Origin of the sequence: Bacteroides sp. AM37-9, from assembly GCF_003603455.1 — a bacterium.
In the GTDB taxonomy this organism is placed as follows: domain Bacteria; phylum Bacteroidota; class Bacteroidia; order Bacteroidales; family Bacteroidaceae; genus Bacteroides; species Bacteroides xylanisolvens.
The window spans coordinates 21,952-47,604 of sequence record NZ_QTNF01000040.1; the positions used below are offsets into that span (position 1 = coordinate 21,952).

30 protein-coding genes and 1 pseudogene are annotated in these 25,653 nt (G+C 37.9%); 9 read left to right on the forward strand and 22 right to left on the reverse strand.

The window, feature by feature from the left end; all coding sequences use genetic code 11:
• Nucleotides 1–77 precede the first annotated feature (77 nt).
• Nucleotides 78–578 (reverse strand): thiol peroxidase, encoded by a 501-nt coding sequence (gene tpx / locus DW862_RS21790; protein ID WP_004296650.1) that lies wholly within the window; start codon nt 576–578, stop codon nt 78–80.
• Between the two features lie 137 nt (nt 579–715).
• On the opposite strand from tpx, the gene DW862_RS21795 reads away from it, so the two are divergent.
• The 4 genes from DW862_RS21795 to DW862_RS21810 all read left to right on the forward strand — a co-directional run bounded on the left by DW862_RS21795 (nt 716) and on the right by DW862_RS21810 (nt 3,519).
• Nucleotides 716–1,279, forward strand: a complete 564-nt coding sequence (locus DW862_RS21795) for an HdeD family acid-resistance protein (RefSeq protein ID WP_004317609.1) — start codon at nt 716–718, stop codon at nt 1,277–1,279.
• An 83-nt stretch (nt 1,280–1,362) separates the two neighbouring features.
• Nucleotides 1,363–1,842, forward strand: a complete 480-nt coding sequence (locus tag DW862_RS21800; RefSeq protein ID WP_004296648.1) for a DUF4494 domain-containing protein — start codon at nt 1,363–1,365, stop codon at nt 1,840–1,842.
• A gap of 6 nt (nt 1,843–1,848) precedes the next feature.
• On the forward strand, nt 1,849–2,517 hold the full coding sequence (locus tag DW862_RS21805; protein WP_008025386.1) for a YggS family pyridoxal phosphate-dependent enzyme: 669 nt from the start codon (nt 1,849–1,851) through the stop codon (nt 2,515–2,517).
• A 24-nt stretch (nt 2,518–2,541) separates the two neighbouring features.
• On the forward strand, nt 2,542–3,519 hold the full coding sequence (locus tag DW862_RS21810; protein WP_049702526.1) for a dihydroorotate dehydrogenase-like protein: 978 nt from the start codon (nt 2,542–2,544) through the stop codon (nt 3,517–3,519).
• A gap of 88 nt (nt 3,520–3,607) precedes the next feature.
• On the opposite strand, the gene DW862_RS21815 is transcribed toward DW862_RS21810, so the two are convergent.
• Nucleotides 3,608–4,933, reverse strand: coding sequence for a PhoH family protein (locus DW862_RS21815; protein ID WP_008643360.1), 1,326 nt, complete (start codon nt 4,931–4,933; stop codon nt 3,608–3,610).
• Nucleotides 4,934–5,065: 132 nt separating this feature from the next.
• Between DW862_RS21815 and DW862_RS21820 the strand changes: the two genes are divergently transcribed.
• Nucleotides 5,066–6,556 (forward strand): folylpolyglutamate synthase/dihydrofolate synthase family protein, encoded by a 1,491-nt coding sequence (locus tag DW862_RS21820; protein ID WP_120070390.1) that lies wholly within the window; start codon nt 5,066–5,068, stop codon nt 6,554–6,556.
• On the opposite strand, the gene DW862_RS21825 is transcribed toward DW862_RS21820, so the two are convergent.
• From DW862_RS21825 to DW862_RS21840, 4 genes are all read right to left on the reverse strand, one after another.
• Nucleotides 6,524–6,898: a RidA family protein gene (locus tag DW862_RS21825; RefSeq protein ID WP_004327226.1), complete on the reverse strand. Its 375-nt coding sequence runs from the start codon at nt 6,896–6,898 to the stop codon at nt 6,524–6,526. The genes DW862_RS21820 and DW862_RS21825 overlap by 33 nt on opposite strands.
• Before the next feature lie 79 nt (nt 6,899–6,977).
• Nucleotides 6,978–7,271 carry a RyR domain-containing protein gene (locus tag DW862_RS21830; RefSeq protein ID WP_165861959.1) on the reverse strand — a complete coding sequence of 98 codons (294 nt, stop codon included), beginning with the start codon at nt 7,269–7,271 and terminating at the stop codon, nt 6,978–6,980.
• A 133-nt stretch (nt 7,272–7,404) separates the two neighbouring features.
• Nucleotides 7,405–7,911, reverse strand: a complete 507-nt coding sequence (locus DW862_RS21835) for a DUF805 domain-containing protein (protein WP_120070395.1) — start codon at nt 7,909–7,911, stop codon at nt 7,405–7,407.
• Between the two features lie 137 nt (nt 7,912–8,048).
• The gene (locus DW862_RS21840) at nt 8,049–8,408 is read right to left on the reverse strand and encodes a hypothetical protein (RefSeq protein ID WP_087323381.1); all 360 of its coding nucleotides are present in this window, start codon (nt 8,406–8,408) and stop codon (nt 8,049–8,051) included.
• Between the two features lie 153 nt (nt 8,409–8,561).
• Between DW862_RS21840 and DW862_RS21845 the strand changes: the two genes are divergently transcribed.
• The 4 genes from DW862_RS21845 to DW862_RS21860 all read left to right on the forward strand — a co-directional run bounded on the left by DW862_RS21845 (nt 8,562) and on the right by DW862_RS21860 (nt 12,263).
• Nucleotides 8,562–10,886 carry a DUF3987 domain-containing protein gene (locus tag DW862_RS21845; RefSeq protein ID WP_120070397.1) on the forward strand — a complete coding sequence of 775 codons (2,325 nt, stop codon included), beginning with the start codon at nt 8,562–8,564 and terminating at the stop codon, nt 10,884–10,886.
• A gap of 258 nt (nt 10,887–11,144) precedes the next feature.
• Nucleotides 11,145–11,630, forward strand: coding sequence for an HU family DNA-binding protein (locus DW862_RS21855; protein ID WP_008025406.1), 486 nt, complete (start codon nt 11,145–11,147; stop codon nt 11,628–11,630).
• A gap of 74 nt (nt 11,631–11,704) precedes the next feature.
• On the forward strand, nt 11,705–11,803 hold the full coding sequence (locus DW862_RS26075; RefSeq protein WP_004303901.1) for a smalltalk protein: 99 nt from the start codon (nt 11,705–11,707) through the stop codon (nt 11,801–11,803).
• A gap of 16 nt (nt 11,804–11,819) precedes the next feature.
• On the forward strand, nt 11,820–12,263 hold the full coding sequence (locus DW862_RS21860) for an N-acetylmuramoyl-L-alanine amidase (RefSeq protein ID WP_008025408.1): 444 nt from the start codon (nt 11,820–11,822) through the stop codon (nt 12,261–12,263).
• Nucleotides 12,264–12,349: 86 nt separating this feature from the next.
• On the opposite strand, the gene DW862_RS21865 is transcribed toward DW862_RS21860, so the two are convergent.
• The 16 genes and pseudogenes from DW862_RS21865 to DW862_RS21935 form a co-directional block, all read right to left on the reverse strand.
• On the reverse strand, nt 12,350–12,583 hold the full coding sequence (locus tag DW862_RS21865) for a DUF4248 domain-containing protein (RefSeq protein ID WP_008025410.1): 234 nt from the start codon (nt 12,581–12,583) through the stop codon (nt 12,350–12,352).
• 402 nt (nt 12,584–12,985) lie between these two features.
• Nucleotides 12,986–13,690, reverse strand: a complete 705-nt coding sequence (locus tag DW862_RS21870) for a WecB/TagA/CpsF family glycosyltransferase (RefSeq protein WP_055236187.1) — start codon at nt 13,688–13,690, stop codon at nt 12,986–12,988.
• Entirely contained in the window at nt 13,687–14,850 is a 1,164-nt protein-coding gene (wecB, locus tag DW862_RS21875) for a non-hydrolyzing UDP-N-acetylglucosamine 2-epimerase (RefSeq protein ID WP_120070401.1), read from the reverse strand. The genes DW862_RS21870 and wecB overlap by 4 nt, the downstream gene beginning before the upstream one ends.
• A 14-nt stretch (nt 14,851–14,864) precedes the next feature.
• Nucleotides 14,865–15,917: a glycosyltransferase family 4 protein gene (locus DW862_RS21880; RefSeq protein ID WP_055236185.1), complete on the reverse strand. Its 1,053-nt coding sequence runs from the start codon at nt 15,915–15,917 to the stop codon at nt 14,865–14,867.
• A gap of 27 nt (nt 15,918–15,944) precedes the next feature.
• Nucleotides 15,945–16,892, reverse strand: a complete 948-nt coding sequence (locus DW862_RS21885) for a glycosyltransferase (RefSeq protein ID WP_055236184.1) — start codon at nt 16,890–16,892, stop codon at nt 15,945–15,947.
• 11 nt (nt 16,893–16,903) lie between these two features.
• Nucleotides 16,904–17,878 (reverse strand): glycosyltransferase family 2 protein, encoded by a 975-nt coding sequence (locus DW862_RS21890; RefSeq protein WP_055236203.1) that lies wholly within the window; start codon nt 17,876–17,878, stop codon nt 16,904–16,906.
• A gap of 6 nt (nt 17,879–17,884) precedes the next feature.
• Nucleotides 17,885–19,180 carry an O-antigen ligase family protein gene (locus DW862_RS21895; RefSeq protein WP_240141823.1) on the reverse strand — a complete coding sequence of 432 codons (1,296 nt, stop codon included), beginning with the start codon at nt 19,178–19,180 and terminating at the stop codon, nt 17,885–17,887.
• Between the two features lie 90 nt (nt 19,181–19,270).
• A complete protein-coding gene (locus DW862_RS21900) occupies nt 19,271–20,476 on the reverse strand; it encodes a glycosyltransferase family 4 protein (RefSeq protein WP_055236182.1) in 1,206 nt (401 codons plus the stop codon).
• Nucleotides 20,473–21,888: an oligosaccharide flippase family protein gene (locus DW862_RS21905; protein WP_055236181.1), complete on the reverse strand. Its 1,416-nt coding sequence runs from the start codon at nt 21,886–21,888 to the stop codon at nt 20,473–20,475. The genes DW862_RS21900 and DW862_RS21905 overlap by 4 nt, the downstream gene beginning before the upstream one ends.
• Nucleotides 21,889–21,914: 26 nt before the next feature.
• Nucleotides 21,915–22,925 (reverse strand): glycosyltransferase family 52, encoded by a 1,011-nt coding sequence (locus tag DW862_RS21910; RefSeq protein ID WP_055236180.1) that lies wholly within the window; start codon nt 22,923–22,925, stop codon nt 21,915–21,917.
• 506 nt (nt 22,926–23,431) lie between these two features.
• Nucleotides 23,432–23,632: a hypothetical protein gene (locus DW862_RS21920; protein ID WP_055236179.1), complete on the reverse strand. Its 201-nt coding sequence runs from the start codon at nt 23,630–23,632 to the stop codon at nt 23,432–23,434.
• Nucleotides 23,574–23,851, reverse strand: a pseudogene (locus DW862_RS26495) (transposase); the annotation flags it as partial. The gene DW862_RS21920 and the pseudogene DW862_RS26495, both read right to left, overlap by 59 nt.
• A gap of 140 nt (nt 23,852–23,991) precedes the next feature.
• Nucleotides 23,992–24,711 (reverse strand): cytidylyltransferase domain-containing protein, encoded by a 720-nt coding sequence (locus tag DW862_RS21925; protein ID WP_055236178.1) that lies wholly within the window; start codon nt 24,709–24,711, stop codon nt 23,992–23,994.
• Nucleotides 24,712–24,775: 64 nt separating this feature from the next.
• Complete coding sequence (locus DW862_RS26500; protein WP_243636520.1) at nt 24,776–25,183, reverse strand: cytidylyltransferase; 408 nt, start codon at nt 25,181–25,183, stop codon at nt 24,776–24,778.
• Between the two features lie 74 nt (nt 25,184–25,257).
• Entirely contained in the window at nt 25,258–25,458 is a 201-nt protein-coding gene (locus tag DW862_RS26505; protein ID WP_225479948.1) for a cytidylyltransferase domain-containing protein, read from the reverse strand.
• Between the two features lie 72 nt (nt 25,459–25,530).
• On the reverse strand, nt 25,531–25,653 hold a 123-nt coding region (locus DW862_RS21935; RefSeq protein ID WP_133304338.1), incomplete at its 5' end, for a sugar transferase.

The window sequence follows — 25,653 nt, forward strand, 5'->3', positions numbered from 1 at the left end:
TATTAAGTATTAGCCGTATTCGTTTATTAGCTGCAACTAATAGTTAATACCTAATACTTAATACTCCATATTCTATATTACTTTACAGCAGCTAAGGCTTTATCATAATCAGGCTCCTGGGTAATTTCAGGAACAAGTTCCGTATAAGCAATCTTGCCATCCTTGCCAATTACAACTACCGCACGGGCCAAAAGTCCTGCTAACGGACCATCTGCCATACGCACTCCGTAACTTTCGTCGAAATCAGAGAAGCGGAAATCAGACAATGGAATTACATTTTCAATACCTTCCGTTGTACAGAAACGACCGTGCGCAAAAGGAAGGTCCTTAGAGATAGCCAATACTACCGTATCTTTCAGTCCGGCAGCCATCTTATTAAACTTACGTACAGAGGTTGCACATACGCTGGTATCCAGACTGGGGAAAATATTTAAAATCACATTTTTACCATTCAAATCTTTCAGAGAGAAAGAAGATAAATCTGTTTTTACCAGCTCGAAGTCAGGAGCTACCTTACCTACTTGTATAAATTCACCGATTAGTTTCACCGGTTGTCCTTTGAAATTTGTTGTTGCCATAATGCATCTATATTTAAAATTTACTTTATATAGGAAACAACGATTCCCCCAAATATGTTCACGGAAAACCTTTTCTAAATTGAATTTGTTATTCCACAACGAAATCACCCTAGTATTCAATTTAAAATATAAAATGTATGGAAACTGTATTCAATGAGATTCAACATTCAGTAAAAAATTGGTGGACTTCTCTTCTTTTGGGAATCGTGTATATCATTGTAGCCCTTTGGCTCATGTTCTCACCCGTGAGCACCTATGTAGCTTTAAGTATCATTTTCAGCGTATCGATGTTGATAAGCGGTATTTTGGAAATTATCTTCGCTTTTAGCAACCGGAAAGGTGTCCCGAGCTGGGGATGGTATATCGTAGGCGGACTGATCGACCTTGTTCTGGGTATCTACCTGATTGCCTACCCAATGGTCAGCATGGAAGTCATTCCTTTTATCATAGCCTTCTGGCTTATGTTCCGCGGCTTCTCCTCCACCGGCTATTCCATCGACTTGAAACGTTACGGAACCCGCGACTGGGGCTGGTACATGGCTTTCGGTATCCTTGCCATTCTGTGTTCCCTTTTAATATTATGGCAACCCGCCATAGGAGCACTCTACGCAGTCTACATGATTTCTTTTACTTTCCTCATCATCGGACTTTTCCGTGTCATGCTTTCATTTGAACTAAAAAATCTGCATAAAAGAAAATAAAAATCTTTCGGCACTTACTTTGGTATTTTGTTTATCTTTGTAGGCAATTTACATGAATCAATTAATTAAAAAGGAAGAAAATTATGGCAATGCATACATGGTTTGAGTGCAAGATCCGTTATGAGAAAGTAATGGAAAACGGAATGCAGAAGAAAGTAACTGAACCTTATCTTGTTGATGCACTCAGTTTTACAGAAGCAGAAGCACGGATTATCGAAGAAATGACTCCGTTTATCTCCGGAGAATTTACCGTTTCGGACATCAAACGTGCCAACTATAGCGAATTATTCCCCAGTGACGAAGAAAGTGCCGACCGCTGGTTCAAATGCAAACTTATTTTTATCACGCTCGATGAAAAAAGCGGTGCGGAAAAAAAGACTTCCACTCAAGTATTGGTACAAGCTGCCGACTTGCGTGATGCAGTGAAAAAGCTGGATGAGGGCATGAAAGGAACCATGGCAGATTATCAGATCGGTATGGTATCCGAAACTCCGCTCATGGATGTATATCCTTACAGCGCCGAACCGAATGACAAACCGGAATTTGATCCGTCAAAAGCATAAGTAACAATGAGTATTGCTGACAATTTAAAGCAAGTGCTGGCCGAACTCCCTCAAGGAGTCCGGCTGGTTGCTGTCTCAAAATTCCATCCCAATGAAGCGATAGAAGAAGCATATCAGGCGGGACAGCGTATTTTTGGAGAAAGCAAAGTGCAGGAAATGACAGCTAAATACGAAAGTTTGCCGAAAGATATCGAATGGCATTTTATCGGGCACCTGCAAACGAATAAAATCAAATACATGATACCATACGTAGCGATGATTCATGGAATTGATAGTTATAAACTACTGGCCGAAGTCAACAAACAAGCTGTCAAGGCCGGACGTACTGTGAACTGTCTGTTGCAGATTCACGTTGCGCAGGAAGAAACCAAATTTGGTTTCAGTCCCGAAGAATGTAAAGAGATGCTGAATGTCGGAGAATGGAAAGAGCTGACTCATGTACGCATCCGCGGATTAATGGGTATGGCCAGCAACACCGATTGTATTGAACAAATCAACCGAGAATTTTGTTCACTAAATAGACTCTTTAACGAGATAAAAACAACTTGGTTCACCCACTCTGATACCTTCTGCGAACTATCAATGGGAATGTCACATGACTATCACGAAGCCATTGCCGCAGGAAGTACGCTGGTACGAGTAGGAAGCAAGATTTTCGGAGAAAGAAATTATTGATTAAGTATTAAAAAACATATTGCTATGACCGATTTAAAAACTACTTTCGCAGGGCTTTCTCTTAGAAACCCTATCATCATCAGTAGCTCAGGGCTGACCAACAGTGTCGGCAAAAACAAAAAATTGGCCGAAGATGGTGCCGGTGCTGTCGTTCTAAAATCACTGTTTGAGGAACAGATCATGCTGGAAGCAGATCAACTGAAAGACCCGGCATTCTATCCCGAAGCTAGTGACTATCTGGAAGAATATATCCGTGAGCACAAGTTATCTGAATACCTGACTTTAATAAAAGAAAGCAAAAAGGTATGCCCCATTCCTATCATTGCCAGCATCAACTGTTACACTGATTCCGAATGGATCGATTTTGCAAAGAAGATTGAAGAGGCTGGTGCCGACGCATTGGAAATCAATATCCTCGCCTTGCAATCAGAACTGCAATATACATACGGTTCATTCGAACAACGCCACATCGACATTCTCCGCCGCATCAAGCAGACGGTTAATATTCCCGTTATCATGAAGCTGGGCGATAACCTGACCAATCCTGTGGTATTGATCGATCAGTTGTATGCCAACGGTGCAGCCGCAGTTGTTCTCTTCAACCGCTTCTATCAGCCGGACATCAACATCGAAAAGATGGAGCATATTTCAGGAGAAATATTCAGTAATGCTTCCGACCTCGCCAATCCGCTCCGCTGGATTGGAATTGCATCTGCAGTAGTAGATAAGATCGACTATGCAGCTTCCGGTGGTGTTGCCAATGCTGAATCAGTAGTGAAAGCGATCCTTGCTGGTGCTTCAGCCGTAGAAGTATGTAGCGCAGTCTATCTGAATACAAACGCATTTATTGGAGAAGCCAACCGCTTCCTCTCTGCATGGATGGAACGCAAAGGATTCGAAAATATAGCTCAATTCAAAGGCAAACTGAATATCAAAGATATTAAAGGCGTCAATACGTTTGAACGTACACAGTTCCTTAAATATTTCGGAAAGAAAGAATAAAGGAAATGAAAAATGAAGAATGAAGAATGAAGAATAAGCTGCGCTATTATGCTGCATAGTAAATTCTTCATTCTTCATTCTTCATTTCCTACAGCAGGTTGCTTGCCAGTTCACTCAATTCACTTCGTTCACCTTTCAGCAGATTAACGTGTGCAAAGATATTCTGGTCTTTCATACGATCAATCATATATACCAGACCATTGGACTGACTGTCCAGATAAGGTTGGTCAATCTGCTGGATATCTCCCGTAAATACCATCTTCGTACCTTCGCCTGCACGGGTGATGATTGTCTTTATTTCATTTGGGGTCAGATTCTGCGCTTCGTCAATGATGCAATACATTTCGCTCAAACTACGACCACGGATAAATGCCAGAGCTTCAATCACCAGCTGTTCGCTTTTCTGCATATCTTCTATGCGCTTCACTTCGGTAGAGTTTGCTGCAAACTGACGTTTTATCACGTTCAGATTGTCAAATAATGGTTGCATATAAGGAGCTACTTTCTCTTGTGCATCTCCCGGAAGGAAACCTATGTCTTTATTAGAAAGCGCTACAACAGGACGTGCCAGCAAAATCTGTTTGTAATCGGTCAGTTTACCCAACGCAGCAGCCAAAGCCAGCAAAGTCTTACCTGTTCCTGCTTTTCCTGTCAGAGCTACCAGTTTGATATTCGGATCATTCAGGATCTCAAAAGCAAAACTCTGTTCCGCATTCCGGGGTTCGATTCCATAATTTTTCCCTTTCAGCACGCGGATAATAGAATGTGTGAAAGGATTGTAGCGTGCCAGTACACTGTTCCGGTCACTCTTCAACACAAAACATTCATTGGGATGAACCAAATCTTTAAAGTCGAATTCACTCAAGTCAATACCTTCTTTGGAAGAATAAATGCGGTCGATCAATGCAGGATCTACATTTTCGAAAATCTCATTCGACTTCTCGAACACATCTACATTGACCACCTTATCCGTAATATAATCTTCGCAAAGCAGACCGATTGAACGAGCTTTCATACGCAGATTCACATCCTTGGTCACTAAGATAGATTTCACATTCGGATACTTATCGGCCAGATATTCGGTTGCCGCCAAAATCAGATGGTCGGGTTTCTTTATTGGAAACGATTCCCACACTTTGGTAGCCGGCACATTGCTTGTCACGACAAATAAACGTCCCAATCCTTCGCCAAGTTTCACCCCTTCGGAGAAAAGCTCGTCGCTAGTCAATACATCCAATTCGCGTACGAACTCACGAGCATTGAAATTAATCTGCTCGTTTCCTTTTTTGAACTTATCCAGTTCTTCGAGTACAACAAGAGGGAGGTAAATATCATTTTCCTGAAAATTCTTCAAGCAATTGTAATCGTGAAGAATAACATTTGTGTCTAACACAAAATTTTTCTTAGTTCCCATGATTTCTTAGATTTAAATGTTGATATTTGCAATCTCATTCGCCAATCCCCGCATTTACGGTTAGATTGACGGTTCTAAAGATAAACAAATTAGCGGGCAATAAAGATTGCCCGAAGTTAAATATTATAAAACATGGACTATCAGAACACTTTAAAGTACTTATATGAGAGTGCGCCAATGTTTCAACAAATAGGAAGCAAAGCATATAAGCCGGGTTTAGAGACCACACACAAATTGGACGAACATTTTGGGCATCCTCATCAACAATTCAAGACGATACATATCGCCGGAACCAATGGAAAAGGATCCTGTTCACATACCATCGCAGCCGTATTGCAATGCGCCGGTTACCGGGTAGGACTATTCACCTCCCCTCATTTAATCGACTTCCGCGAACGTATCCGTATCAACGGTGAGATGATACCAGAAGAGTATGTAGTCAATTTCGTAGAAGAGCATCGCTCTTTCTTCGAGCCGCTGCATCCTTCATTCTTCGAACTGACCACCGCTATGGCATTCCGTTATTTTGCCGACCAGAAAGTAGATGTAGCAGTTATCGAAGTAGGCATGGGCGGAAGATTGGACTGTACGAATATCATCCATCCGGATTTGTGTGTTATCACCAACATAGGCCTCGACCACACCCAATATCTGGGTGACACGCTGACGAAGATTGCCAAAGAGAAAGCCGGAATTATCAAAGAAGGAGTTCCAGTCGTTATCGGCAGAGCCCAAGGGGCGGTGAAACGTGTATTTACCATGAAAGCTAAAGAAAAGAATGCGCCCATCGAATATGCCCGTGAAAATACCCGATACTGGGACATGGAAATAGTTCCTTATTCGAAATTGCAAGAAATAAGACCGATGATGGACAACACAATTCAGAGCATGCACGAAATGATCGAAGCAATAGACGAACAATCAGAAGAAGAGGCAAATCAGATGCGGCAAGCATTACTCATGTTAGACCTGCCAGACAGTCTACGTGCGCTAGACCGGATACTCGACAAAAGAAAAGATGCTATCAAAATCCACAATGAGATGTTTCCTTTCGGACTTTTCACAGAGTTGAGCGGAGCTTACCAATTCGAAAATATGTTCACCATCCTAAAAGCCCTTGCGACACTGACCCGTCTGAACTACAACATCAGATCCCAAGACTATCGCGCAGGTCTTGCAAACGTATGTCAGCTCACCGGTCTGATGGGGCGTTGGCAGAAAGTACACAGCTATCCGGATATTATCTGTGACACGGGACATAATGTTGATGGAATCGAATATATCCATGTACAGCTCAATGCCATTCACAAAACCTTCGATCAGGAGATCCATTTTGTATTCGGCATGGTCAATGACAAAGACATCCGGGGAGTTCTGCGAGCATTGCCGAAATATGCCACCTATTATTTTACCAAAGCAAGCGTGAAACGCGCGCTTCCGGAAAATGAACTACTAGCATTGGCAGAAGAAGCCGGATTGAAAGGTACCACCTACCCCACTGTTGTAGAAGCTGTACAGGCGGCAAAAAAGAACTGCCCCCCAAAAGATCTGATCTTTGTAGGAGGCAGCAGTTTCATTGTCGCAGATTTGTTAGCGAACCGCGATACACTCAATCTCTACTAACGCATCCTTGGGCAGAGCTTTTACGGCAACCGCCGAACGTGCCGGAAAAGCTCCGTCAAAATACGTGGCATACACGCCATTCATCCCTGCAAACAGGGACATATCCTGAAGAAATACAGTGGTTTTGACAATGTTTCCCATTGTCAATCCTGCTTCTTCAAGAATGTGTTTGATATTCTCCAACGACTGGCGAGCCTGTCCTTCTATCCCTTCAGCCATCTGTCCCGTAGCGGCATCAATAGGCAACTGACCAGACACAAATACCATACCATTAGCTTCTATCGCCTGACTATAAGGACCGATAGCCCCCGGAGCTTTCTCACTGCAAATTACTTTTTTCATATCTATTTCTTTTTCTGTTTATAATGGATTTCAAAGATAAAAATAAATTCTGAATAAGGTTGTTGCCATCATTCATCATCTATTTTTCATCCTTCGAAATCTTAAACCCCAGTTTCATTATCAGTTTCAAGGTTTCCACTGAAGAATTTCTGTCATATACCTTTTCTTCTTCAGGCAATTCTTCATACGGAACCAGGCACGGATGCTGTTTCAATGCATCATCCCGCTTTTCGCCATACGTCCAACCTTGTTCTATTCTGGTTTTCGACCAGACCTCATGAACATTCTTAGCCATTTCTTCTACCAGGTATTCCAATTCCTTCGGGAGTTGGATGTGTCCTGTATCCACCGGATTGGGAATATACTCTTTCATCTTACAAATCATTATTTATTATGTTACACTTACAAATTTAGACAAAATATTGAATAACAAACAGGTTAATAACAAAAAAACCTCCTGCAAAACGAATTTCGCAGGAGGCTCTATTATTTCTTCTTTAATATGATTATTCAGCCTTTTCTTTATCTTCCTCTACAGGAGCTTCCGCAGGTGCAGGAGCAGCTTCTACCGGCTTGTCAACTTTTACATCTTCTCTTGAAACGTTTACAGTCACGTTTACAGAAGCAGGTTGTGCCTGATACGGCATACGGTTTTTCGGATCTGCACCATAAGGATTAGGACCTACCGTGCCATCTGCAAACAGCATGTACAATGCAAAAATCCAACCAATAATAGGCACACAGCACAACAAAATCAGCCAACCGGATTTGTTTAAGTCGTGCAGACGTTTCACCCCCTGTGCCAGAGAGAACCAAACAGATGCAATCATAGCAGCAAGACCGATCAATAAACCAAATACTGATCCCCCGGCCGATCCGCTGGCAGCACCCAAAACAAATGTACCTACGCCTAGTGCCCATGCAATACTAGAAACTATACCACCAATAATGCCTGACAAGAAGTATTCGATTCTACGAATACGACCGTCAAATGAGAAAGGAGCTTTGAACATAATTTATTAAGTTTATATGAATAAATAAGTGAGTTTTTATCCGTGTTTCTCAATATGAAAGCAAAGATATAAAAAAAATTAAATAAAGAAAGGATTCAGGCAAAAAGATTGAAAAAATGCCCCATTTTCTGTAGAAATCACAATTTCACCCCATCCCATTGCATCACTACCACCCACTCTTTCGGTTGGCAAATCCCATGAAAACGGTGTGGAACCGTAGCAACCACCAAATCGCAATTGGAAGCTAATACGGTTCTTAACTCCTTCAGCAACATATCCATCCGGATGATTAAATGAAGATACTCCGTCATACACCGGATCACGCGCACATACTGATAAATACACATATCCTCTCCCCGTCTTATCTCACTCAGTGTTTTGGGAGAGATATCAAGTTCGCTCGTAAAAAAACTATTACTAAAAATACGATCCATATCCATTAAAGCCAATACCAAATTGCTCAAAAACTCGTATGGTTCCTGTTTTTCTTTTGCCATGTCATTCTATGATTAATAATTTATAATATTTCAGTTTTTATTTGCTTTATCAAGTACTATTCACATAGGGAAGCAACCCTATTTTTAATATCCCGACCTTTGTTCCCGTTATCTGATAGTCAGGTAACTCAATCTTACAAAAAACAATTTTATATGAAAGCCTTAGAAGAAATCAAAGTCTCGGTTTACGAGAACGTGTATTCAAAAAAGCCCAAAGTCATGTCTTTCCTTGAAGTCATCATTATGTGTATTCACCCGGTCTATGCCTCTATCGTAAACGCTATCCGCCGATACTATGCAGAAGGAGACCATGCCGCGGCACAGAAGTTGAAGAGCCAGCTCCCCTGTTTCACTCCGGCAGGTACTTTTGACGGAGCACATGCCATCAAAAACTTCCTCCTCCCCAGCCATATTGTCGGGCTCGATTACGATCATGTAAAAGATCGTCTTCAAGTCATCCAACGTTGTGCGGCAGATCCTCACACGGTAGCGGTCATAGAAAGTCCTACCGACGGAGTGAAAGTTTTCGCCTATGTGGAAGGTATCGAAAACCGCCATCGTGAAGGGCAGCAATTAGTGAGCCGTTACTACAATCAATTGTTGGGATTGGAGAGTGATCCGGCCTGCAAGGACGAAAGTCGCCTATGTTATTTCAGTTATTCGCCCAATGGATATGTTGCCGGTCTTTATCAGGCATTTGTGTTGGAACCACATCTAAAAGAGGAAACAAACGTTTCCTCTGAAAATAAAGTGCTTCCTCCCTTTCCTCTCCAGGATAATACCCCGGAAAACGTGTCTGAAGCAGAAATCGCCCAATTTATTTCGTCCTATATTTTCCTCCATCCCCTGACAGCCGGACAACGTCATTCCAACGTCTTTAAACTTGCCTGCGAAGCCTCCCGCCGACACTATCCGCAAGAAAGCATATTACGTGAGCTTACTGCATTTTTCGAGCATACAGATTTTCGTCCCGAAGAATTGACAAGTGTTTTATCATCTGGATACAAGCAAGTTAACGAGCACGCACCTGCTTCCTCTACAGCCACCTCTTCTTCCTTTCAAAAGGACATAAGGACAAAAATCCCCTATGGTACTTTAGAAAACTCCGATAGCACCGAAGAAGCCTATTGGCTGGGAGAAGAATTCAGGAAAGGAACACCTTTATTCCCGCGCGATTTGTACAATAATCTTCCCGATCTACTGAATGACTGTATCATTGAAGACGCAAGCGACCGCGAACAAGACATCTCCCTCCTTTCCGATCTTACCGCACTAAGTGCGGCACTTCCACAAACTTTCGGAATTTATAACCACAAAAAATATTCCCCCCATTTGTTCAGTGTCATATTTTCTTCTGCCGGCAGCGGTAAAAGCATTGCCCAAACCGGACGCTATCTATTGGAAGAAATACAGACTGAAATACTGTCTACCAGTGAATCCATGTTAAAAAACTACCATACAGCGCACAATACCTGGCAAGCAGAATGTCAGCGGAAAAGGAAAAAAGGAGAAACGTGTTCCGAAGAGCCTCAAAGACCTCCTTTTAAAATGTTATTCATTCCCGCCACTACCAGTTACACCCGTATGCAAATTCAGATGCAGGACAACGGTTCGCAGGGAAGTATCATTTTCGATACGGAAGCCCAAACGCTCTCCACAGCCAATCACCTGGATTGTGGTAACTTCGATGATATGCTCCGCAAAGCTTTTGAGCACGAAAACATTGATTCTTCCTATAAAGCCAACGGTATCATCCCAATCTATATCCGTTATCCCAAATTAGCTTTGCTTCTAACGGGCACTCCCGGACAGATAGACTGTTTGTTAAACAGTTACGGGAACGGACTTCCCAGCCGTATTCTGGCTTACACTTTCCGTGAAGCTCCCCACTGGAAAGAGATGGGTGATGATTGTATTTCATTGGAAGACTCTTTCAAGCCGATTGCCCATCGTGTCTACGAACTATATAATTTCTGCCTGGCGCATCCTGTTTTATTTCATTTCACCCGTCCGCAATGGAACCGTCTGAATGAGATTTTCTCACGTATGCTGTCCGAGGTAGCGATGGAGGGCAATGATGATCTCCAAGCCGTAGTGAAGCGCTATGCTTTTCTGGTGATGCGTATCAGCATGATTCAGACCCGCATCCGACAATTTGAGGCAACCGATCTCTCCTCCGAAATTTATTGTATAGATGCCGATTTCGAACGATCTCTTCAAATCGTTCTATGTTGTTACGAGCACAGCCGTCTGTTACACTCATCCATGCCGGCTCCTGCAGTCCGTCCTCTGAAGAATCCGGACATTATTCGCAATTTCGTCAATGAGTTGCCTGACAGCTTCACTACAGATGAAGCAATTCAGATTGGCGCAAAATACGATTTCAACCTTCGTAAGGTTACACGTCTTCTAAAATCACTTAACGGAATAAAAATCAGCAAGATATCTCATGGTTCTTATACTAAGATGAATAAATAACAGTCATAGGTGTCTTTTTGTCCTTTTGTCCTTTTGGAGAATCGGAAAAACATCGAGAGATTTGAAAAAAACATCTCAATAATTGAAATCAAACATTGGGAAGTTTCGATACAAATCTCCCAATGTTTTTTCTTTTTATCTATGCGCCCGTGTACGTCACTATGCGTCATGTCACTTTTCCAATGTATTACTTTTGTCATGTAATCGATTACAAGAGAATTAAACATTTAAAAATTAGAAATTAAAAATTAAAAGTTTATGGCACAGAATTACACTCTCATGGCTCGCAAGAACCTGTTGAAACCTGATGAAACTCCGAAGTACTATGCAGTGGCGCGTAGCGGTCGCAAAGTAACGGTCAAGGAAGTCTGCAAACGAATTACCGAACGTTCTTCTTACTCCAAAGGAGAATTGGAAGGTTGTATCGGTGAGTTCCTGCTCGAAATCGTTAATGTACTGGAGGAAGGAAACATCGTGCAGATGGGTGATCTGGGAAATTTCCGTATGAGTATCAAAACGGGTACTCCTACTGATACGGTAAAAGAATTCAAGGCATCGTGTATCGATAAGGGCAAAGTGCTTTTTTATCCGGGAAGTGACCTTCGCAAACTGTGTAAGACGCTGGATTATACATTGTATAAAAGTGATTCTTCTGCAGATTCGGATAAAGATCCACTTCCTGATGATGGTGACGACAATCAAGGAGGCTCCGGCAGCGGAGAAGCTCCGGACCCGGCAGCATAATCAACCGGTTGTTGATTGGTTCTTGAGTTTATAGTTTATAATACATGAGTATCTATTCTTTAATTTAAATTCGTATGAAAAAGCAACTTTGGAAAAACATTCTCCAGTTTATCGTGACTATCGCGACTTCTATCATCTCGGCTATCGGTGTAACGTCCTGTGTGGGGCATTAATCTCCTGCTGACCGATATGGAAAATTCAGAAGAAAGCTATCTCCCACGTGAGATTAAGTTGTTGGTGATTCATTGCAGCGCAACGCGCTGCAATGTTCCCTTCACCGTAGAGCAGCTTCGCCAATGTCATCTGCAACGAGGTTTCAAGGATATAGGTTATCATTTTTACATCACCCGCAATGGGGAACTTCACCATTGCCGGCCGGTATCGGAACCGGGAGCGCATGTGAGAGGATTCAACCGGCACAGTATTGGAATCTGTTATGAAGGTGGACTGGATGAAGAAGGCCGTCCGGCAGATACGAGAACACAGGCACAGCGTTTTGCGTTGCTTGACTTACTGACGATTCTCAAACATCAGTATCCGGAAGCGCAAATCATGGGGCATTATCAACTTAGTGCTTCGATTCATAAAGCTTGTCCCTGTTTTGACAGTCGCAAGGAGTATATGGATATATAAAAAGAACTACGGGAGCTGGCGAAAGTGCAGTCTCCCGTAGTTCTTTTTTATGTTTATATCATTTAGAAATTCAATTATTACAGCATTTATAGCTCTCCCGGCTTTCCTAAATAATAGGTAATAAGCCGTACCTCTCTCACAGAAAATGCCTTTGTCTTCGGATGAAAGTCAGTAGACAGTATCTCATTCATCAATGGCTTGCATCTCCTCATCCACCTTCGGAGTTTATTGACCGAAGCACGAATCGTCAAATCAGGAAAATACATCTGCGCCAACTCTTGTTTATTATAACATTTCACAACAAATTCTGAATGTTCCATCGTTTCTTTATTACTGTTTTATATGCTATAAAGTTACAAAAATTAGAACATATAAACAAAGAAAGAAGAGGCTATTATCCGGTATAATGGGAATAAAAAGAAATATCAACGATCTTCACAGACAGTTGATATAGTGGGAAATTCACATCGGCTTTAACCTCCGATGTCAGGGCGTAGATTAGAAATGCGCCGTCGCGCTATTTCTAATCCACAATGTAGGAGAATCATGCTGTAAACAGCATGAAGCTAGGGACCTACATTTTTTTCATCTCACATACGAAACACTCACGTGTTTATTACATCTCAACATTTTCAACATTTATTTTATACCACAATTATTTTCATGAATATTAATTATATAATCCAACGCTTCAACTCTTAGCAGTTTATTTATTTCCTCTATTATAGACGCCCCCCATAATAAGCGCACAAAAACTGCCAATATACAACTTGACGTTTATATCGACTCGGATGAGTAATGAAACGATAGAACCACTCCATCCCTATATTTTGAATCCATCTTGGAGCACGACTTACTTTATTAGTAAAAACATCAAAACTACCTCCCAAATTCAAATAAGTAGCAGTATGAATTCTATATAATTCATACATCAACAATTCTTGTATTGGGAATCCCATTGCCACGAAAACAAAATCCGGCTTCTTTTCCTTCACATCGACCAATAAAGCCTCTTTTTCTGAAGTTTCCTTGATAAAGCCATTACGATATCCTACAATATTAATATCCGGATAAAGTTCTTTCAATTTCTTAACTGTGGCACAAATAGTATCCTCCGTACTTCCAATTAAATAAAATGTTTTCAAAGAGTGATACCTTTTTACTAGTTCCAACCATAACTCACACCCAGGAATACGTTTTAACTCCTTCTCACCTTTACGGTACATAGCTTTTACAGCTCCATAACCATCTGCATACCCAACATTGGAATTGATTATATCTGCCACTTCTCCTTCCGCCCTCATTATAATTTCAGCATTCAATGACAATAACAGCTTCTTTTTATCGACCGTATAATCTATCAATTCCTCCATATCCTGAAATGGATATACGTTTACATTTCTAATTTTTACTGGAACAACTTTCATTTCATTTGTTTTCTAAGAAAATCCACAATGCGCTCACAAGCTTTACCATCGCCATAAGGATTAACTGCCTTACTCATTTGCTCATAATGAGTTTTGTTATCAAGCAATTCAGAAACTTCTGCCACTATCTTATCATAATTAGTTCCTACTAATTTTACAGTTCCCGCCTCCAATGCTTCCGGACGTTCCGTTGTATCACGCATAACCAAAACAGGTTTTCCCAAACCAGGAGCTTCTTCTTGAATGCCCCCGCTATCGGTAAGAATAATAGTGGAATTCTCCATCAAATAGACAAATAAAAGATACTCCAAAGGTTCTATAAAGAACATATTTCCCAAGTCAGTCAGATTTTCACCAAAAACCTCATGAATTGGTTTACGAACATTAGGATTCAAGTGCATTGGGTAGACAAAATCTACATCAGGATACTTCACCGTTAATGCTTTTACAGCCTGGCACATTGAAAGAAATCCATCACCAAAGTTTTCACGCCGATGTCCTGTTATAAGAACCAACTTCTTACCGTTGATTAAACGATCCATATTATAACCGTTCCTCCTTAAAGCATTTTTTAAAGCAGCCTCCAACTCATCATCATTTTTTATCTTATCCACCACTATATGAAGTGCATCGATTACAGTATTACCCGTAATTGCTATTTTTTCTTCCGACACACCTTCATTTAATAAATTCTGTTTGCTCAATGACGTCGGAGCAAAATGACAACCAGCAATACGTCCAGTAATCAACCGATTCATTTCTTCCGGCCATGGACTGTAAATATTATGAGTACGCAACCCAGCCTCTACATGTCCTACCGGGATCTGTTGATAAAAAGCAGCCAATGCAGCAGCTGTGGAAGTTGTGGTGTCACCGTGTACCAATACCAAATCTGGCTGAACGGCCTTAAGTACATCACGCATACCTGTCAAAACACGAGCTGTCACATCATATAAGTCCTGCCCTTGCTTCATAATATTCAAATCATAATCCGACTGGATATCAAATATTTGAAGAACCTGGTCCAACATTTCGCGATGTTGCCCCGTTACACATACTATAGTTTTAAATTCATCAGAATGTAGTTGAAACTCCTTAACTAAGGGTGCCATCTTTATAGCCTCCGGACGTGTACCGAAAACCAACATTACTTTATTCATAAAAACGGTTTTATTTAAATGAGAGATTTGTAATAGCTCTTTAAAATTTCTATATTTTTATCAAGAGAAAATGATTCAGATATCAGTTGATAGGATTCTTGACTAAATTCTTCTCTCAAAGATCTATTTTCTATAATTTCTTTTATAACCTCAGCTAAAGCATCAATATCACCAGGCTTTACCAAAAAGCCATTTTTATTGTTATGCAATACTTCCGGAATAGAAGCTATATTCGTGCTAATATTAGGAATACCATAAGCCATTGTTTCAAGAATAGTCATAGGAAGTCCTTCATTATAAGAAGGCAGAATGTTAACCATTGCATGCTCCATAAAAGTCTTTTTTTGTTCTCCCACAATCCAACCTATATGAGCAATACGATAACTGATACCTAATTCATTTATCATTTGTTGAACTTTATCTATTTCTCCATCACCACATAAATATAACTTTATATTTTTATCAATCTGAGAGTCTAACAATTTTATGGCTTGTAATAAATCGTATATACCTTTACGCTCACAGATCACTCCAAGAAAAAGAATATTTTTCGCATCTTTATTATATGGATTATAAGAATAGACCCCCACTGCATTATGTAAAACTTTTACTTTAGCATTCGGTGCTTTCTCCTTCAATAAACGGACAAAACTTTCACCTAAAACTATATTCAAATCAGTCAACTCAAGGATATGCCTGACATATTTCTTTCTTTTTTCAGGAAGATTTGCATAAAATTGTTCAAACTCTGCCGCATGATGATGCATCACAGTCTTGATTCCTAAAAAACTGAAAGTTTGTACTAAAAATGCTTTTCTAAAAAAACTTCCTCGTTCTGCCGTATGTAAATGCACTATATCAACCTTACCTGCTAAAGTCAGACATAATATCTTAATATATGCCCACATAAAGTACAATATCAGAATATATTTATGTGCATTAATATGAGTAGGTATATAGGATATTTTCACATCCTTCCAATCTTTATAATTAAGATAGTTATTCACAACCGACACCATTCCACCTTTTATAGAAAGAGCAGAGCCACACATTAAAACATTTGTCATATTTTCTTGGCTTTATATTATTCTAAATCATCTAACTCGATAAGTCCAGGATAAAATTTTATAAACTAAAAAACCGACTTTATGCTTCATTCTCTCACTATAAAGCCAATCCCTCCATAACGATTGATCAGCATATTGAGCCAGCACCTTTTCTGTCCCTTCATATATACTTTTAGACTTGCTCAATATAGCCTCTTTCATGACATTACGTCTTAAATCAGATTTTGCTTTATATATAGACTTTGGATTGACAGCTATTTGATGTTGCCTTGTATAATCAAGAATTATATTAAACGCTATCAAAGCATCAGCTCTGACACTACAGATTTTTCTGTTTCTTGTTACACTATTCTGATTCACTCGATATCCGTATAACTCGGCATTGTAATAATAAAAGCTATTCGCATGACACAATAGTTTAAACAACACAATCCAATCTTCACCAATACGAATACCAGGAGTGAAACGAATTTCATATTCAAAGAAAAGAGAACGCTTATAAATCCCGCCCGCAACGCCCAAATTAGCTTTCCGTTGTATCACCAAATCTATATATTCCTCTCTGTCGCAACTAAAAGACGCTTCATATGAATGTATCTTTTTACTGTTTTTAAAAAGATACATTCCAAAACGCGTCAAATCATATTTATAAAATTGTATCTGATGATAAAGAATATTCAAAGCATTCTTTACCAACACATCATCTCCATCTACAAACATAATCCATTCACCTGACGACTGCTCCAAGCCTAAATTCCGAGCGAAACTTACTCCCTGATTTACTGTATGTATGGTCTTTACACTTTTATATCGGGAAGTGTATTCATCACAGATTCTGCCTGAATTGTCGGTACTCCCGTCATCTACCAATATTATTTCCTGTTCGCACGAACTATCTTCACAAAGCAGACTATCTATGCACTGTCTCAGCCAATCTTCACAGTTGTAAACCGGCACTATTACTGATACTTTCATTGATAATAAATTTACACCAATTTAGACAGGCCACGTTCTACTCCCCACTTCATGACATTAATCCGATGAACAGAATATGGAAGATGTAATATCAACCATATTATAATTTTTCCCGTAAATCCACAGTGGAAGTATAAAATCCGTAACTTATTGCGAAACATATCACGATAATGGTTATCTGTTGAATTTACATAATTTGAATAAGCCAATCTGAAAATTAAATCACGTTGGGCACCGATACATAATTCATCCATATGCGCCATAAAATCATTGATAGCTATCAGGCGTGATTCTATATTTTTTTCATTGGGAAGTTGTGTTATACTCCCCTGACGAATGTTATAAACATAGGTATCCATTTTACAGATAGCATATGATTTTACATATTTAGCAGCAAAGAAATTCCAATAATCATCTTCATGCAAAAGTCCTTCTTTGAAAAACAAGTCGTACTGAACCAACCATTCACGTTTTATCAATTTATTCCAGACAGTAGGCGGATAAATCGAACGCAACATATATCTTTTTATAATCTTTTCATCATCAGTATACTCAGATACACGTTTATTATTCATCATACTGAGATACTCATATCCCAGCTTTGTAACTACAGCACCAGCTTGTACAATTTCAGCTTGAGGATATTTATGAGCTATATCCATTAGCCGTTCGATACATTCCGGCACCAGCCAGTCATCACTATCTAAGAAATATAAATAAACTCCATGGGCCATATTGATTCCTTCATTACGTGCCGCAGACAATCCGCCATTTTTTTGTCTGTGTTTTATCGTAAAACGAATGTGACCATTATATCCATTCAGTATTCTTTCTACGATTTCCATACTGGCATCAGGAGAACAATCATTCACTATAATGCACTCTATCCCTCCATCGTATGTTTGATTAATAACAGATTGGATACATTTCTCAATATATTTTTCAACATTGTAGACAGGAATGATTATCGTCAACTCTATTTTCATATCCATTTATTTAGATTCAGCTTCTTGTATAGAACATTGAGGACGATAAATAGAATAAATATAAATCTGCTTGTATTTAATGAACAATGCCGTTACAATCATATAATAAGCAAACGAACAATAAATATTAGTCAGAAAGACAGACAGCACGTATCCCCCATGCAATGAATAATTGTCGAGTTTATTTCGACATGCAATATTGGTTCTATTTATCAACAAAAAGAAAAAGAATATCCAAACCAAAAGACCTATATAACCAGAAGAAGCAATAGCGTCCAAATAAAGGCTTTCAAAGTACCAAGCATCTGTAGCGCCATGATACTTCATGTTATGGACTATCGGGTAACCATATCCCAACCCAGTCAAAAAATGGTCGGAAATAAGATTATTGACATAAATGGCTTGTCTTACACGCATACTTTTATCCGACCCTTTAAAATCATGTTCGGCAGCCAAATCATCATCCCAGAAAAACAAAGCCGTCTCAATATTAGAATGGTAAATCTCGCGTACAACCGGAACATTGATATACAAAACAATACCGATAATCACGATACCTATGCCTCTTATCAGATTCTTTCTAGTGAAAATACCTTTATTCACAAATATATAGCCAAGAAGCAATAACATCGGCACAATGACAGAGCGCTTAGTAGAAAGGAAGCAATTCAGAACCGCCAATATAATAAAGCTATTCTTTAAAATTTTACTGTCTATTTTCTGATAGAATAATCCAAAAGTCAGCATAACCAATGAAATTTGCCCCCAAGGTATGGCTCCTTCGGATTGATTTCCTGATGCACTTGAGCTTAGAACCCCTCTCAATACTTCCGTACCGTTCCCTACATACAACTCTCCAGAATAATCGAATGCATTAGCAAAAAGTAATACGTACAAGTTTATATGGGTGATATAAGTGACAATTCCCCAAACTCCTATTATCAAATAAGAAATGATCAATGTTTTCACACACAAACGAAGTTCATCTTCATTCTTTATGGCAATCATTAACAAAAAAAAGGGTGAAATTTCCGTTAACGCAAACTGTATAAGACTTCGATATTGAAAACTATAATCGACTACACCAAAAACACCCAATATCGCAATTGGGAAAATGAGATAAACGAAAGGAAACGTAGCGGATTTAACATTTTTCTTACTTTTTCTCCATCTTATATGCTTTACCATAGCAAAAAAGATGAGAATAACCAGCATAAAAGTGTATAAACTTAATCCTGCAACCCGCGTCGGGGTAGGTATAATCATTTTTACTGCAATATAAAATGCACAACCATAAGCCAAAGACTTAAAGCATAGGCAAAAATGTATTAATATGATAAGTATTACCAATATATGCAACATACTCAAGAATTATGTTTTATCTCAGATGTTTCATTCGTTTTGCCCTAGCTGATTTATAACATTCTCAAATTCGTTTAGATACATATTTTTATCAAACAAACGCGAACGCTCAACACTATTTTTACTCATAACAGAAAGCTTAGAAGGATCATTATACAACTCCATAATCGCTCTCCGGATATTATTTACAAGATCATATTCTTTATTTATAAACAAAGTTGTTGCTGACGTACCTTCTTCAACCATCCCACCCGAACGGGTTGCAATAGTAGGGATTCCCGAAGCCAAAAATTCTAATATTGCTATATTAAAAGCTTCTTCACAAATGCTTGGTACTACTGCTATATTAGCCGATTTATGATAACGATACAGATTCATATTATCAATATAGCCGGTAAATGCAACCCTGTCTTTATGCTGAGCGGCCATATTACAAACAGAAGATTGATAATCTGTCATTTGGGCTCCTTTAAAATCGGACGATCCTACAATCATCACTTTTATTTTAGGGTTATCTATAGAAAGGACAGCTTCTATCAACTCTTTAACTCCTTTTACTTCAATAATCCTTCCACAGTAAATGATTACAAAATCATCCAATGAAAACCCTAATTTCCGACGTATTTCAGTTTTCTCTTCGAGGTGAATATTCTTAGCAAACTTAGACAAGTCTATCCTGTTTTTTAAAACCGATATAGACATATCTTTTTTAGTCATAGATGACATGAATTGCTTTTTAATAAAATCACCTACTGCAATAATATGACCAAATGTATTTTCCTGAAAAGGGGTGGAAAAAGTCTCACAATGTATATGATTGACAAATTTATCGGCTCCATACATTTTGGAGGGCTTAGAGAAAACACCAATTTCACAACCTTCACTGATTATATAATCAAAATCAGCTCCTCTATTGCACAAAAAATTTCTCACTCTACGATTAAAAGGAAGTATGATTGATATATCATTTCCTGTTAATTTCCTCACCCCTCCTCTTAATTTCCACCAAAGTTTGTTCTCTCTAGATTTAGGATGTTTTAATTGTACAAAATGAGTATACTTGTATTTCTTAAACTCTTGTTCAACTTTTGAATCACAACACTCCACTACTGTAAACTCGAATTTGGGAGTTCTCTCATTTTCGTTTATCAATAGTTCTATTAATTGTTCAATAGCTCCTCCTTTTATAGCCGGTACAGGCAAAGCACCACACGTAACAAAACAAATCTTTCTCATCTTTTCCGTCTTTTCGATATTTTATTTAAGACAAAAGCGCTCATATTCAACACATTCTGCTTATTAAAATATAAATAAAGTAATAAACATGCAGTATAAGCAAAGACGAGCTTCCCATCATTCAAAATCAAAATCACCACATATGCTAACATTAATATTAATAATTGTTTTATCATATACCAACTGCTGGTGAACTTCACAAACCTACGAGAATAATACACTCGAGAAAGAGCAGTCAACAGATGAGATAAACAAATAGCTACACAAGCTCCCCATAACCCCCATTTAGGAATCAATAAAAAATTAAATACTACCGCTGCTACTCCACCTACAACTACTGAATAGAAAGTATATTTACTTTGTCGTACAGCTGAAAATATAGTTCCCAAAAATGCACTAGCATTGGAAAATATTACTGAAATAGTTAGCAGTGGAATATATACCCAAGCCTCATGAAACTCTTTTGCTGTCATTAAATTGATAAAAAGTTTAGCAAACATCAATATGATAAAATAGACCAACATCTGCACAAACATAATCATCTGAAACATCTTATTGTAATAGATAGCAAAATCAAGTTTCTTATATTCTTCAACAACAGTAACAATCCATGCTTGCTGAAAAAAATTAAAAATTAAATTCATAATTCCCGGTAATTTCCCTGCAACCGCCATCAACCCAAGAGCAAATAAACCTACATAATCTTCTAATAAAGGTCTGTTCAACCCCGAAATTAGCCACCACAATATAGAAGTAGGTATCAATGGAATAGAAAAACGAAGCATTTCTGTCAAAGCTTCCTTATCCCAATCATTAATTGACAAATACTTATAGGAGTTAGAATAAAAAAATGTAAATAATGCCGTAGCAATATTGGCTCCAATAGTTGCTAATACAAAACCATATACTCCTTGGGTAGGTATCAAAAGAAAAGAAAGAAGTGTTGTCGTTATTGTCTGTACAATACCTGTAAAACTGAACACAGACATTTGGTTGATACCTCGACAAAAGTCCTGTGTATATTTTTGAAAAACATTAGAAATAAGAATTCCATAGATAAACCATATATTATCTATGAAAATATTTTTCATAGGTAAATAAGAGATACCCCAAAATACAAACAGGCATATTATGGAACACAAAAACTGAAATATAAACCCTGTAGAATAGTAATTACATACTTTTTGCTTCGTGGCTCCTACTGGATATATGTATATGGCATCGCTTATATCACAAGCAACCACATTGAGTAACAAATTTGCATAAACAATCAAAAGATCAGTAGTCCCATAATCAGCGGGTGAAAGCCAATTAGTATAAAACGGCAACATGAAGAACCCCATCAATTTAGATCCAATGTTACCAATTACTATAAAAGAAATATTCTTTACTAGTTTATCACTACGCCCCATAGGTAGTCTTTTGCATTATACTACAATTAATGTAATAAAACCTGTTTAGCTTCTTTCAGCGTCAAGAACCCCTCATCACAAATAAGTTCCTCATCCATCTGTTCACCCCACCAATCTATATTAGCCTCTGCTCCGAAAGATAAAGCAGAAGAAGAGTTTACTGTTACCACACATTCAAACGAAACTCCCATGACAGCAAGCATTTGCATTGGTATATTCTTATTAAAATGCAACGCTTGTGGAAATTCTTTCTCATAATTCCTTCCATCACGAGGATGTTTTTTTATAATGATATTTTTCTCACCATAGTGTTCGATTATTGTACGATACATTTCAATCTGTTCTTTATCTGACATTTTCCCATCTTCAACAAAAGCTTGGGTAAGAAGTATCACTTTACGACTTGCTAATTTTTGAAGATCCTCTTTGTTTAAATCAAATACACCAAGAATATATTGTTTCTTTTCCTTAGAACTACCTTCCCATTCTTCGGATAATCTTTTTACTATATTCTTTTTATTCTTATGATAAGGCTTATTATAAGGGGAAGATGTATAAATAGTTGTAACCATACTGCTTGTTCCTACAGGATGTTGGTAATAATCCCCAAAAAGCAAATGTTTTAGCCTTTTTTTCAAAAGAGAATATGTTTCAAATTCTTTATATTCGCGATAGAGATTTGAATTTTCCCAAATATCTAAAACATTAGGACAATCCTCAATATAATTCATTTTCAATCCTCTCAACAAATCCCAATAAAAATCTAATCCATAAATATCAGCATCAAAAATAAAAGCCCAGTCCTTTTTCCTTTTTACAAGAGTATATAAAGCCAGAACATATTTATTCTTATGCCAAAAATCCTTTAAATCAATAAATGTAGAATTTGGGAACTTATTTCTGATATTTTCAGGTATTGTATGAGCAAAAAAGAAAAATGTATTGTCAATCTCCTTTTGACTACTCATCAATAGATAGAAAGTAAGCACATATGTAGAGCAAGGTATACATACCCTTGAGGTTTTAGATTTATTCATTTTATTAGAACAATAAATTATTATATACAATTACCGTTTCAACTTTCCATTAATAGAGCCTAATACTAATGTCTCACTTCCTTAGACATTTGTTGTTACACCCTTCTTTATCAGATATTATATATACTTTTATACATTATCTCAGTAATAAAAACTCTTTCTCCCAATCAATATCTCAAAAGTAGATTCCTTTGCATAATCAACCGAAGATAAGGAGCCAAAATGCAAATCCTATTAAAATTTCTTTCAGATATATTGTGTTTCAATCTTTTGCCTCATTGCTCACTAAACAATATAATTTTTGGCTAGGTAAGTCGTTATAGTAAGAAGCATGACGAAATGTCACAAAAATAAGAGGCATATAAGAATTCAATAGAATATCTCTTAATCAATCTTTCCAGTGGTAAGATTATCGATAATAACCACTTTGTTTCCAACGCTTAATAAACTTCTTGCAATTGCAGCACCAATAAATCCCTGCTCCTGTTACTAAAACTGTTTTCATCTTATTCATATTTTATACCTTCTTCCAATAACCATCTCTCTGTACGCTTAATATCATCTTCATCATGTACATCAAAACTTTCTTTCACAATTACAGGTTTTATATTATTACCCATAAATGTCCAAGGCTGTTGTCCTTCTTCTTTAGCATATAAAGACTTTGCTAAATTCAGTTTCCAAGAAATCCCATGCAGAACTACCATGAAGTTTAACCGTTCTGATTACACTGTAGTAAATTGCCGTCATCTCAACACCTGCGTCACTGCCATAATGAAGTGAATTATTGCGTTGAATAGTAAGTTTGTGAATCGTTTGTTCTAATAAATTATTATCTATCGAGAATTACCCATCTTTCAAGAAAACAAAGAGCTCATGTCCCCAATGTCCAAATAATTAAAATCTTCGGAAAGCTTTCGAGATCTTCATTGCTATACATAAAATTTCAGTTTTAGTTGACAGCTAAGATATGGCTTTTAAAAGAAAGCCTTCATTTGAGGACTTATCTCTTTCCTTTGCTTATTGACGAAAGAAAAAGGGAATAAATGAACAGGAGCTATATAATTTATTTATCATTTCTTTCAACAGCATTTACCATATATGGATCAATCTGTGACACCGATTCATCCATATCAAGCCAAGCGCGCGCGCAAGCCAAATCAAGACCATCATCAATGTCACACCCCGTTCGTTTATCCACTACAAACTTATAAGGATGACTACCATGAAAATAAGCCCATTCAATCATTTTTTCACGAGGGGCCATTAATATACCGTCCGTCACAAAATATAATGTAGGTAGTTGCTGACTAGGTACATGTTTAAGTCCTAATTCATAATTCAAGGGACCTTCTTCGTTCCAAATATAGCGTTTAAAACTCTCTACACTCATTAAAGAGTCGAAACCATTATTTAGAGCTTCATAATAAGCCTTAATTGCACCCTTATAGTCTTTCGGAAATACTAAAGGAGACGTACATGTAGCCCAAAGAATAGTCTCACCTTCTACACTTTCTGCAATATGACGAACGACTTCTCCAAAAGTTTTAGATTTTTCATCGCAAAATTCAGGAGCACGCTTATGTGTTTTTGCACCAGCCAAATGTGCCATCTCCAACATCAAGTCTGAATCGGAAGAGACAACAATATCTGTTATCTCTGGAACTTGTTTTAACTGCATAATCTTATTAACCAGTAAATTAGTTCCCGCAAAAGGAGCTACATTTTTGTTTTTCAACCGGGTACTTCCTGCACGTACAGGAATAATTGCTGTAATTGTTTTCATAAAATAATATTTTGTTAAAATTAATATTACAACTCATCACAACACATCCGGTACGTTAATCAATCTATTCTAGTAAGCCTTTTTTTTCTATCTCCGTTTTCTTATATAACTGTTCAGCAATATAAAAGTCCAAAGGAGTATCAATGTCAATAGCTTCAATGTCGCTAGTAATAACGAATTGAGGATTCTTTCCAATGATATTTGAATTCTTTATAAGGTCTTCCTTGCGCACTACAGTGACTCCAAAGTTAAGAGCTACTACATTAGGAAGATCTTGAGAATTTGGAGCATTAACTGGATCATAGTTTATAGGCTTGCCTTCAAGCCAAAGGAACTCTTTGACATTTGATACAGTAGCAAGACAATCGTAACCTGGTGCAGTAAGAAACTGATTAATGCATTGCGATATTGTTTCTGATTTAATAAATGGTGAAGTACACGGACAATACACAAAAATATCGGTATCTGTCACTTCACCTAAATGACGAAAAAATTCACTTCCACTACATTGGGAGGAAGCGTAATACTCTTCTCGACGATGGGTTTTTACCCCCCCCGATAACATTTATTAACAATATCTATCGCAAGTTCAGAATTTGTATTGACAACAATTGAAGTCAATTCAGGGACTCGCAACAAAGTGTTAATTTTCAGTTCCATAAGATTAGTATTGGCAAATGCACGTAAATTTTTGTTTTTTACACGTTGTGAACCTGCACGAATAGGAATTACTGCTGTAATTTTCATAATTTTTCAATTAAAATGTTAGCATCCACTTTTGGCGTATAGTATTTATGAATAAATTTTATTATTGTTGTATCAATATGCATTCTTCTCTCCCACAATCACATTCGCCACAGTCTTATATATGATATATATATCAAGCAGTATTGTCCAATGCTCCATATACCAAATATCAGCCTTTACACGTTCCTCCATCTG

What these genes read in the sequence shown, in the direction of transcription:
- tpx (WP_004296650.1), bottom strand. Translation starts at nt 578, where the DNA reads ATGGCAACAACAAATTTCAAAGGACAACCGGTGAAACTAATCGGTGAA.
- DW862_RS21795 (WP_004317609.1), top strand. Translation starts at nt 716, where the DNA reads ATGGAAACTGTATTCAATGAGATTCAACATTCAGTAAAAAATTGGTGG.
- DW862_RS21800 (WP_004296648.1), top strand. Translation starts at nt 1,363, where the DNA reads ATGGCAATGCATACATGGTTTGAGTGCAAGATCCGTTATGAGAAAGTA.
- DW862_RS21805 (WP_008025386.1), top strand. Translation starts at nt 1,849, where the DNA reads ATGAGTATTGCTGACAATTTAAAGCAAGTGCTGGCCGAACTCCCTCAA.
- DW862_RS21810 (WP_049702526.1), top strand. Translation starts at nt 2,542, where the DNA reads ATGACCGATTTAAAAACTACTTTCGCAGGGCTTTCTCTTAGAAACCCT.
- DW862_RS21815 (WP_008643360.1), bottom strand. Translation starts at nt 4,933, where the DNA reads ATGGGAACTAAGAAAAATTTTGTGTTAGACACAAATGTTATTCTTCAC.
- DW862_RS21820 (WP_120070390.1), top strand. Translation starts at nt 5,066, where the DNA reads ATGGACTATCAGAACACTTTAAAGTACTTATATGAGAGTGCGCCAATG.
- DW862_RS21825 (WP_004327226.1), bottom strand. Translation starts at nt 6,898, where the DNA reads ATGAAAAAAGTAATTTGCAGTGAGAAAGCTCCGGGGGCTATCGGTCCT.
- DW862_RS21830 (WP_165861959.1), bottom strand. Translation starts at nt 7,271, where the DNA reads ATGAAAGAGTATATTCCCAATCCGGTGGATACAGGACACATCCAACTC.
- DW862_RS21835 (WP_120070395.1), bottom strand. Translation starts at nt 7,911, where the DNA reads ATGTTCAAAGCTCCTTTCTCATTTGACGGTCGTATTCGTAGAATCGAA.
- DW862_RS21840 (WP_087323381.1), bottom strand. Translation starts at nt 8,408, where the DNA reads ATGGCAAAAGAAAAACAGGAACCATACGAGTTTTTGAGCAATTTGGTA.
- DW862_RS21845 (WP_120070397.1), top strand. Translation starts at nt 8,562, where the DNA reads ATGAAAGCCTTAGAAGAAATCAAAGTCTCGGTTTACGAGAACGTGTAT.
- DW862_RS21855 (WP_008025406.1), top strand. Translation starts at nt 11,145, where the DNA reads ATGGCACAGAATTACACTCTCATGGCTCGCAAGAACCTGTTGAAACCT.
- DW862_RS26075 (WP_004303901.1), top strand. Translation starts at nt 11,705, where the DNA reads ATGAAAAAGCAACTTTGGAAAAACATTCTCCAGTTTATCGTGACTATC.
- DW862_RS21860 (WP_008025408.1), top strand. Translation starts at nt 11,820, where the DNA reads ATGGAAAATTCAGAAGAAAGCTATCTCCCACGTGAGATTAAGTTGTTG.
- DW862_RS21865 (WP_008025410.1), bottom strand. Translation starts at nt 12,583, where the DNA reads ATGGAACATTCAGAATTTGTTGTGAAATGTTATAATAAACAAGAGTTG.
- DW862_RS21870 (WP_055236187.1), bottom strand. Translation starts at nt 13,690, where the DNA reads ATGAAAGTTGTTCCAGTAAAAATTAGAAATGTAAACGTATATCCATTT.
- wecB (WP_120070401.1), bottom strand. Translation starts at nt 14,850, where the DNA reads ATGAATAAAGTAATGTTGGTTTTCGGTACACGTCCGGAGGCTATAAAG.
- DW862_RS21880 (WP_055236185.1), bottom strand. Translation starts at nt 15,917, where the DNA reads ATGACAAATGTTTTAATGTGTGGCTCTGCTCTTTCTATAAAAGGTGGA.
- DW862_RS21885 (WP_055236184.1), bottom strand. Translation starts at nt 16,892, where the DNA reads ATGAAAGTATCAGTAATAGTGCCGGTTTACAACTGTGAAGATTGGCTG.
- DW862_RS21890 (WP_055236203.1), bottom strand. Translation starts at nt 17,878, where the DNA reads ATGAAAATAGAGTTGACGATAATCATTCCTGTCTACAATGTTGAAAAA.
- DW862_RS21900 (WP_055236182.1), bottom strand. Translation starts at nt 20,476, where the DNA reads ATGAGAAAGATTTGTTTTGTTACGTGTGGTGCTTTGCCTGTACCGGCT.
- DW862_RS21905 (WP_055236181.1), bottom strand. Translation starts at nt 21,888, where the DNA reads ATGGGGCGTAGTGATAAACTAGTAAAGAATATTTCTTTTATAGTAATT.
- DW862_RS21910 (WP_055236180.1), bottom strand. Translation starts at nt 22,925, where the DNA reads ATGAATAAATCTAAAACCTCAAGGGTATGTATACCTTGCTCTACATAT.
- DW862_RS21920 (WP_055236179.1), bottom strand. Translation starts at nt 23,632, where the DNA reads ATGGTAGTTCTGCATGGGATTTCTTGGAAACTGAATTTAGCAAAGTCT.
- DW862_RS21925 (WP_055236178.1), bottom strand. Translation starts at nt 24,711, where the DNA reads ATGAAAACAATTACAGCAATTATTCCTGTACGTGCAGGAAGTACCCGG.
- DW862_RS26505 (WP_225479948.1), bottom strand. Translation starts at nt 25,458, where the DNA reads ATGAAAATTACAGCAGTAATTCCTATTCGTGCAGGTTCACAACGTGTA.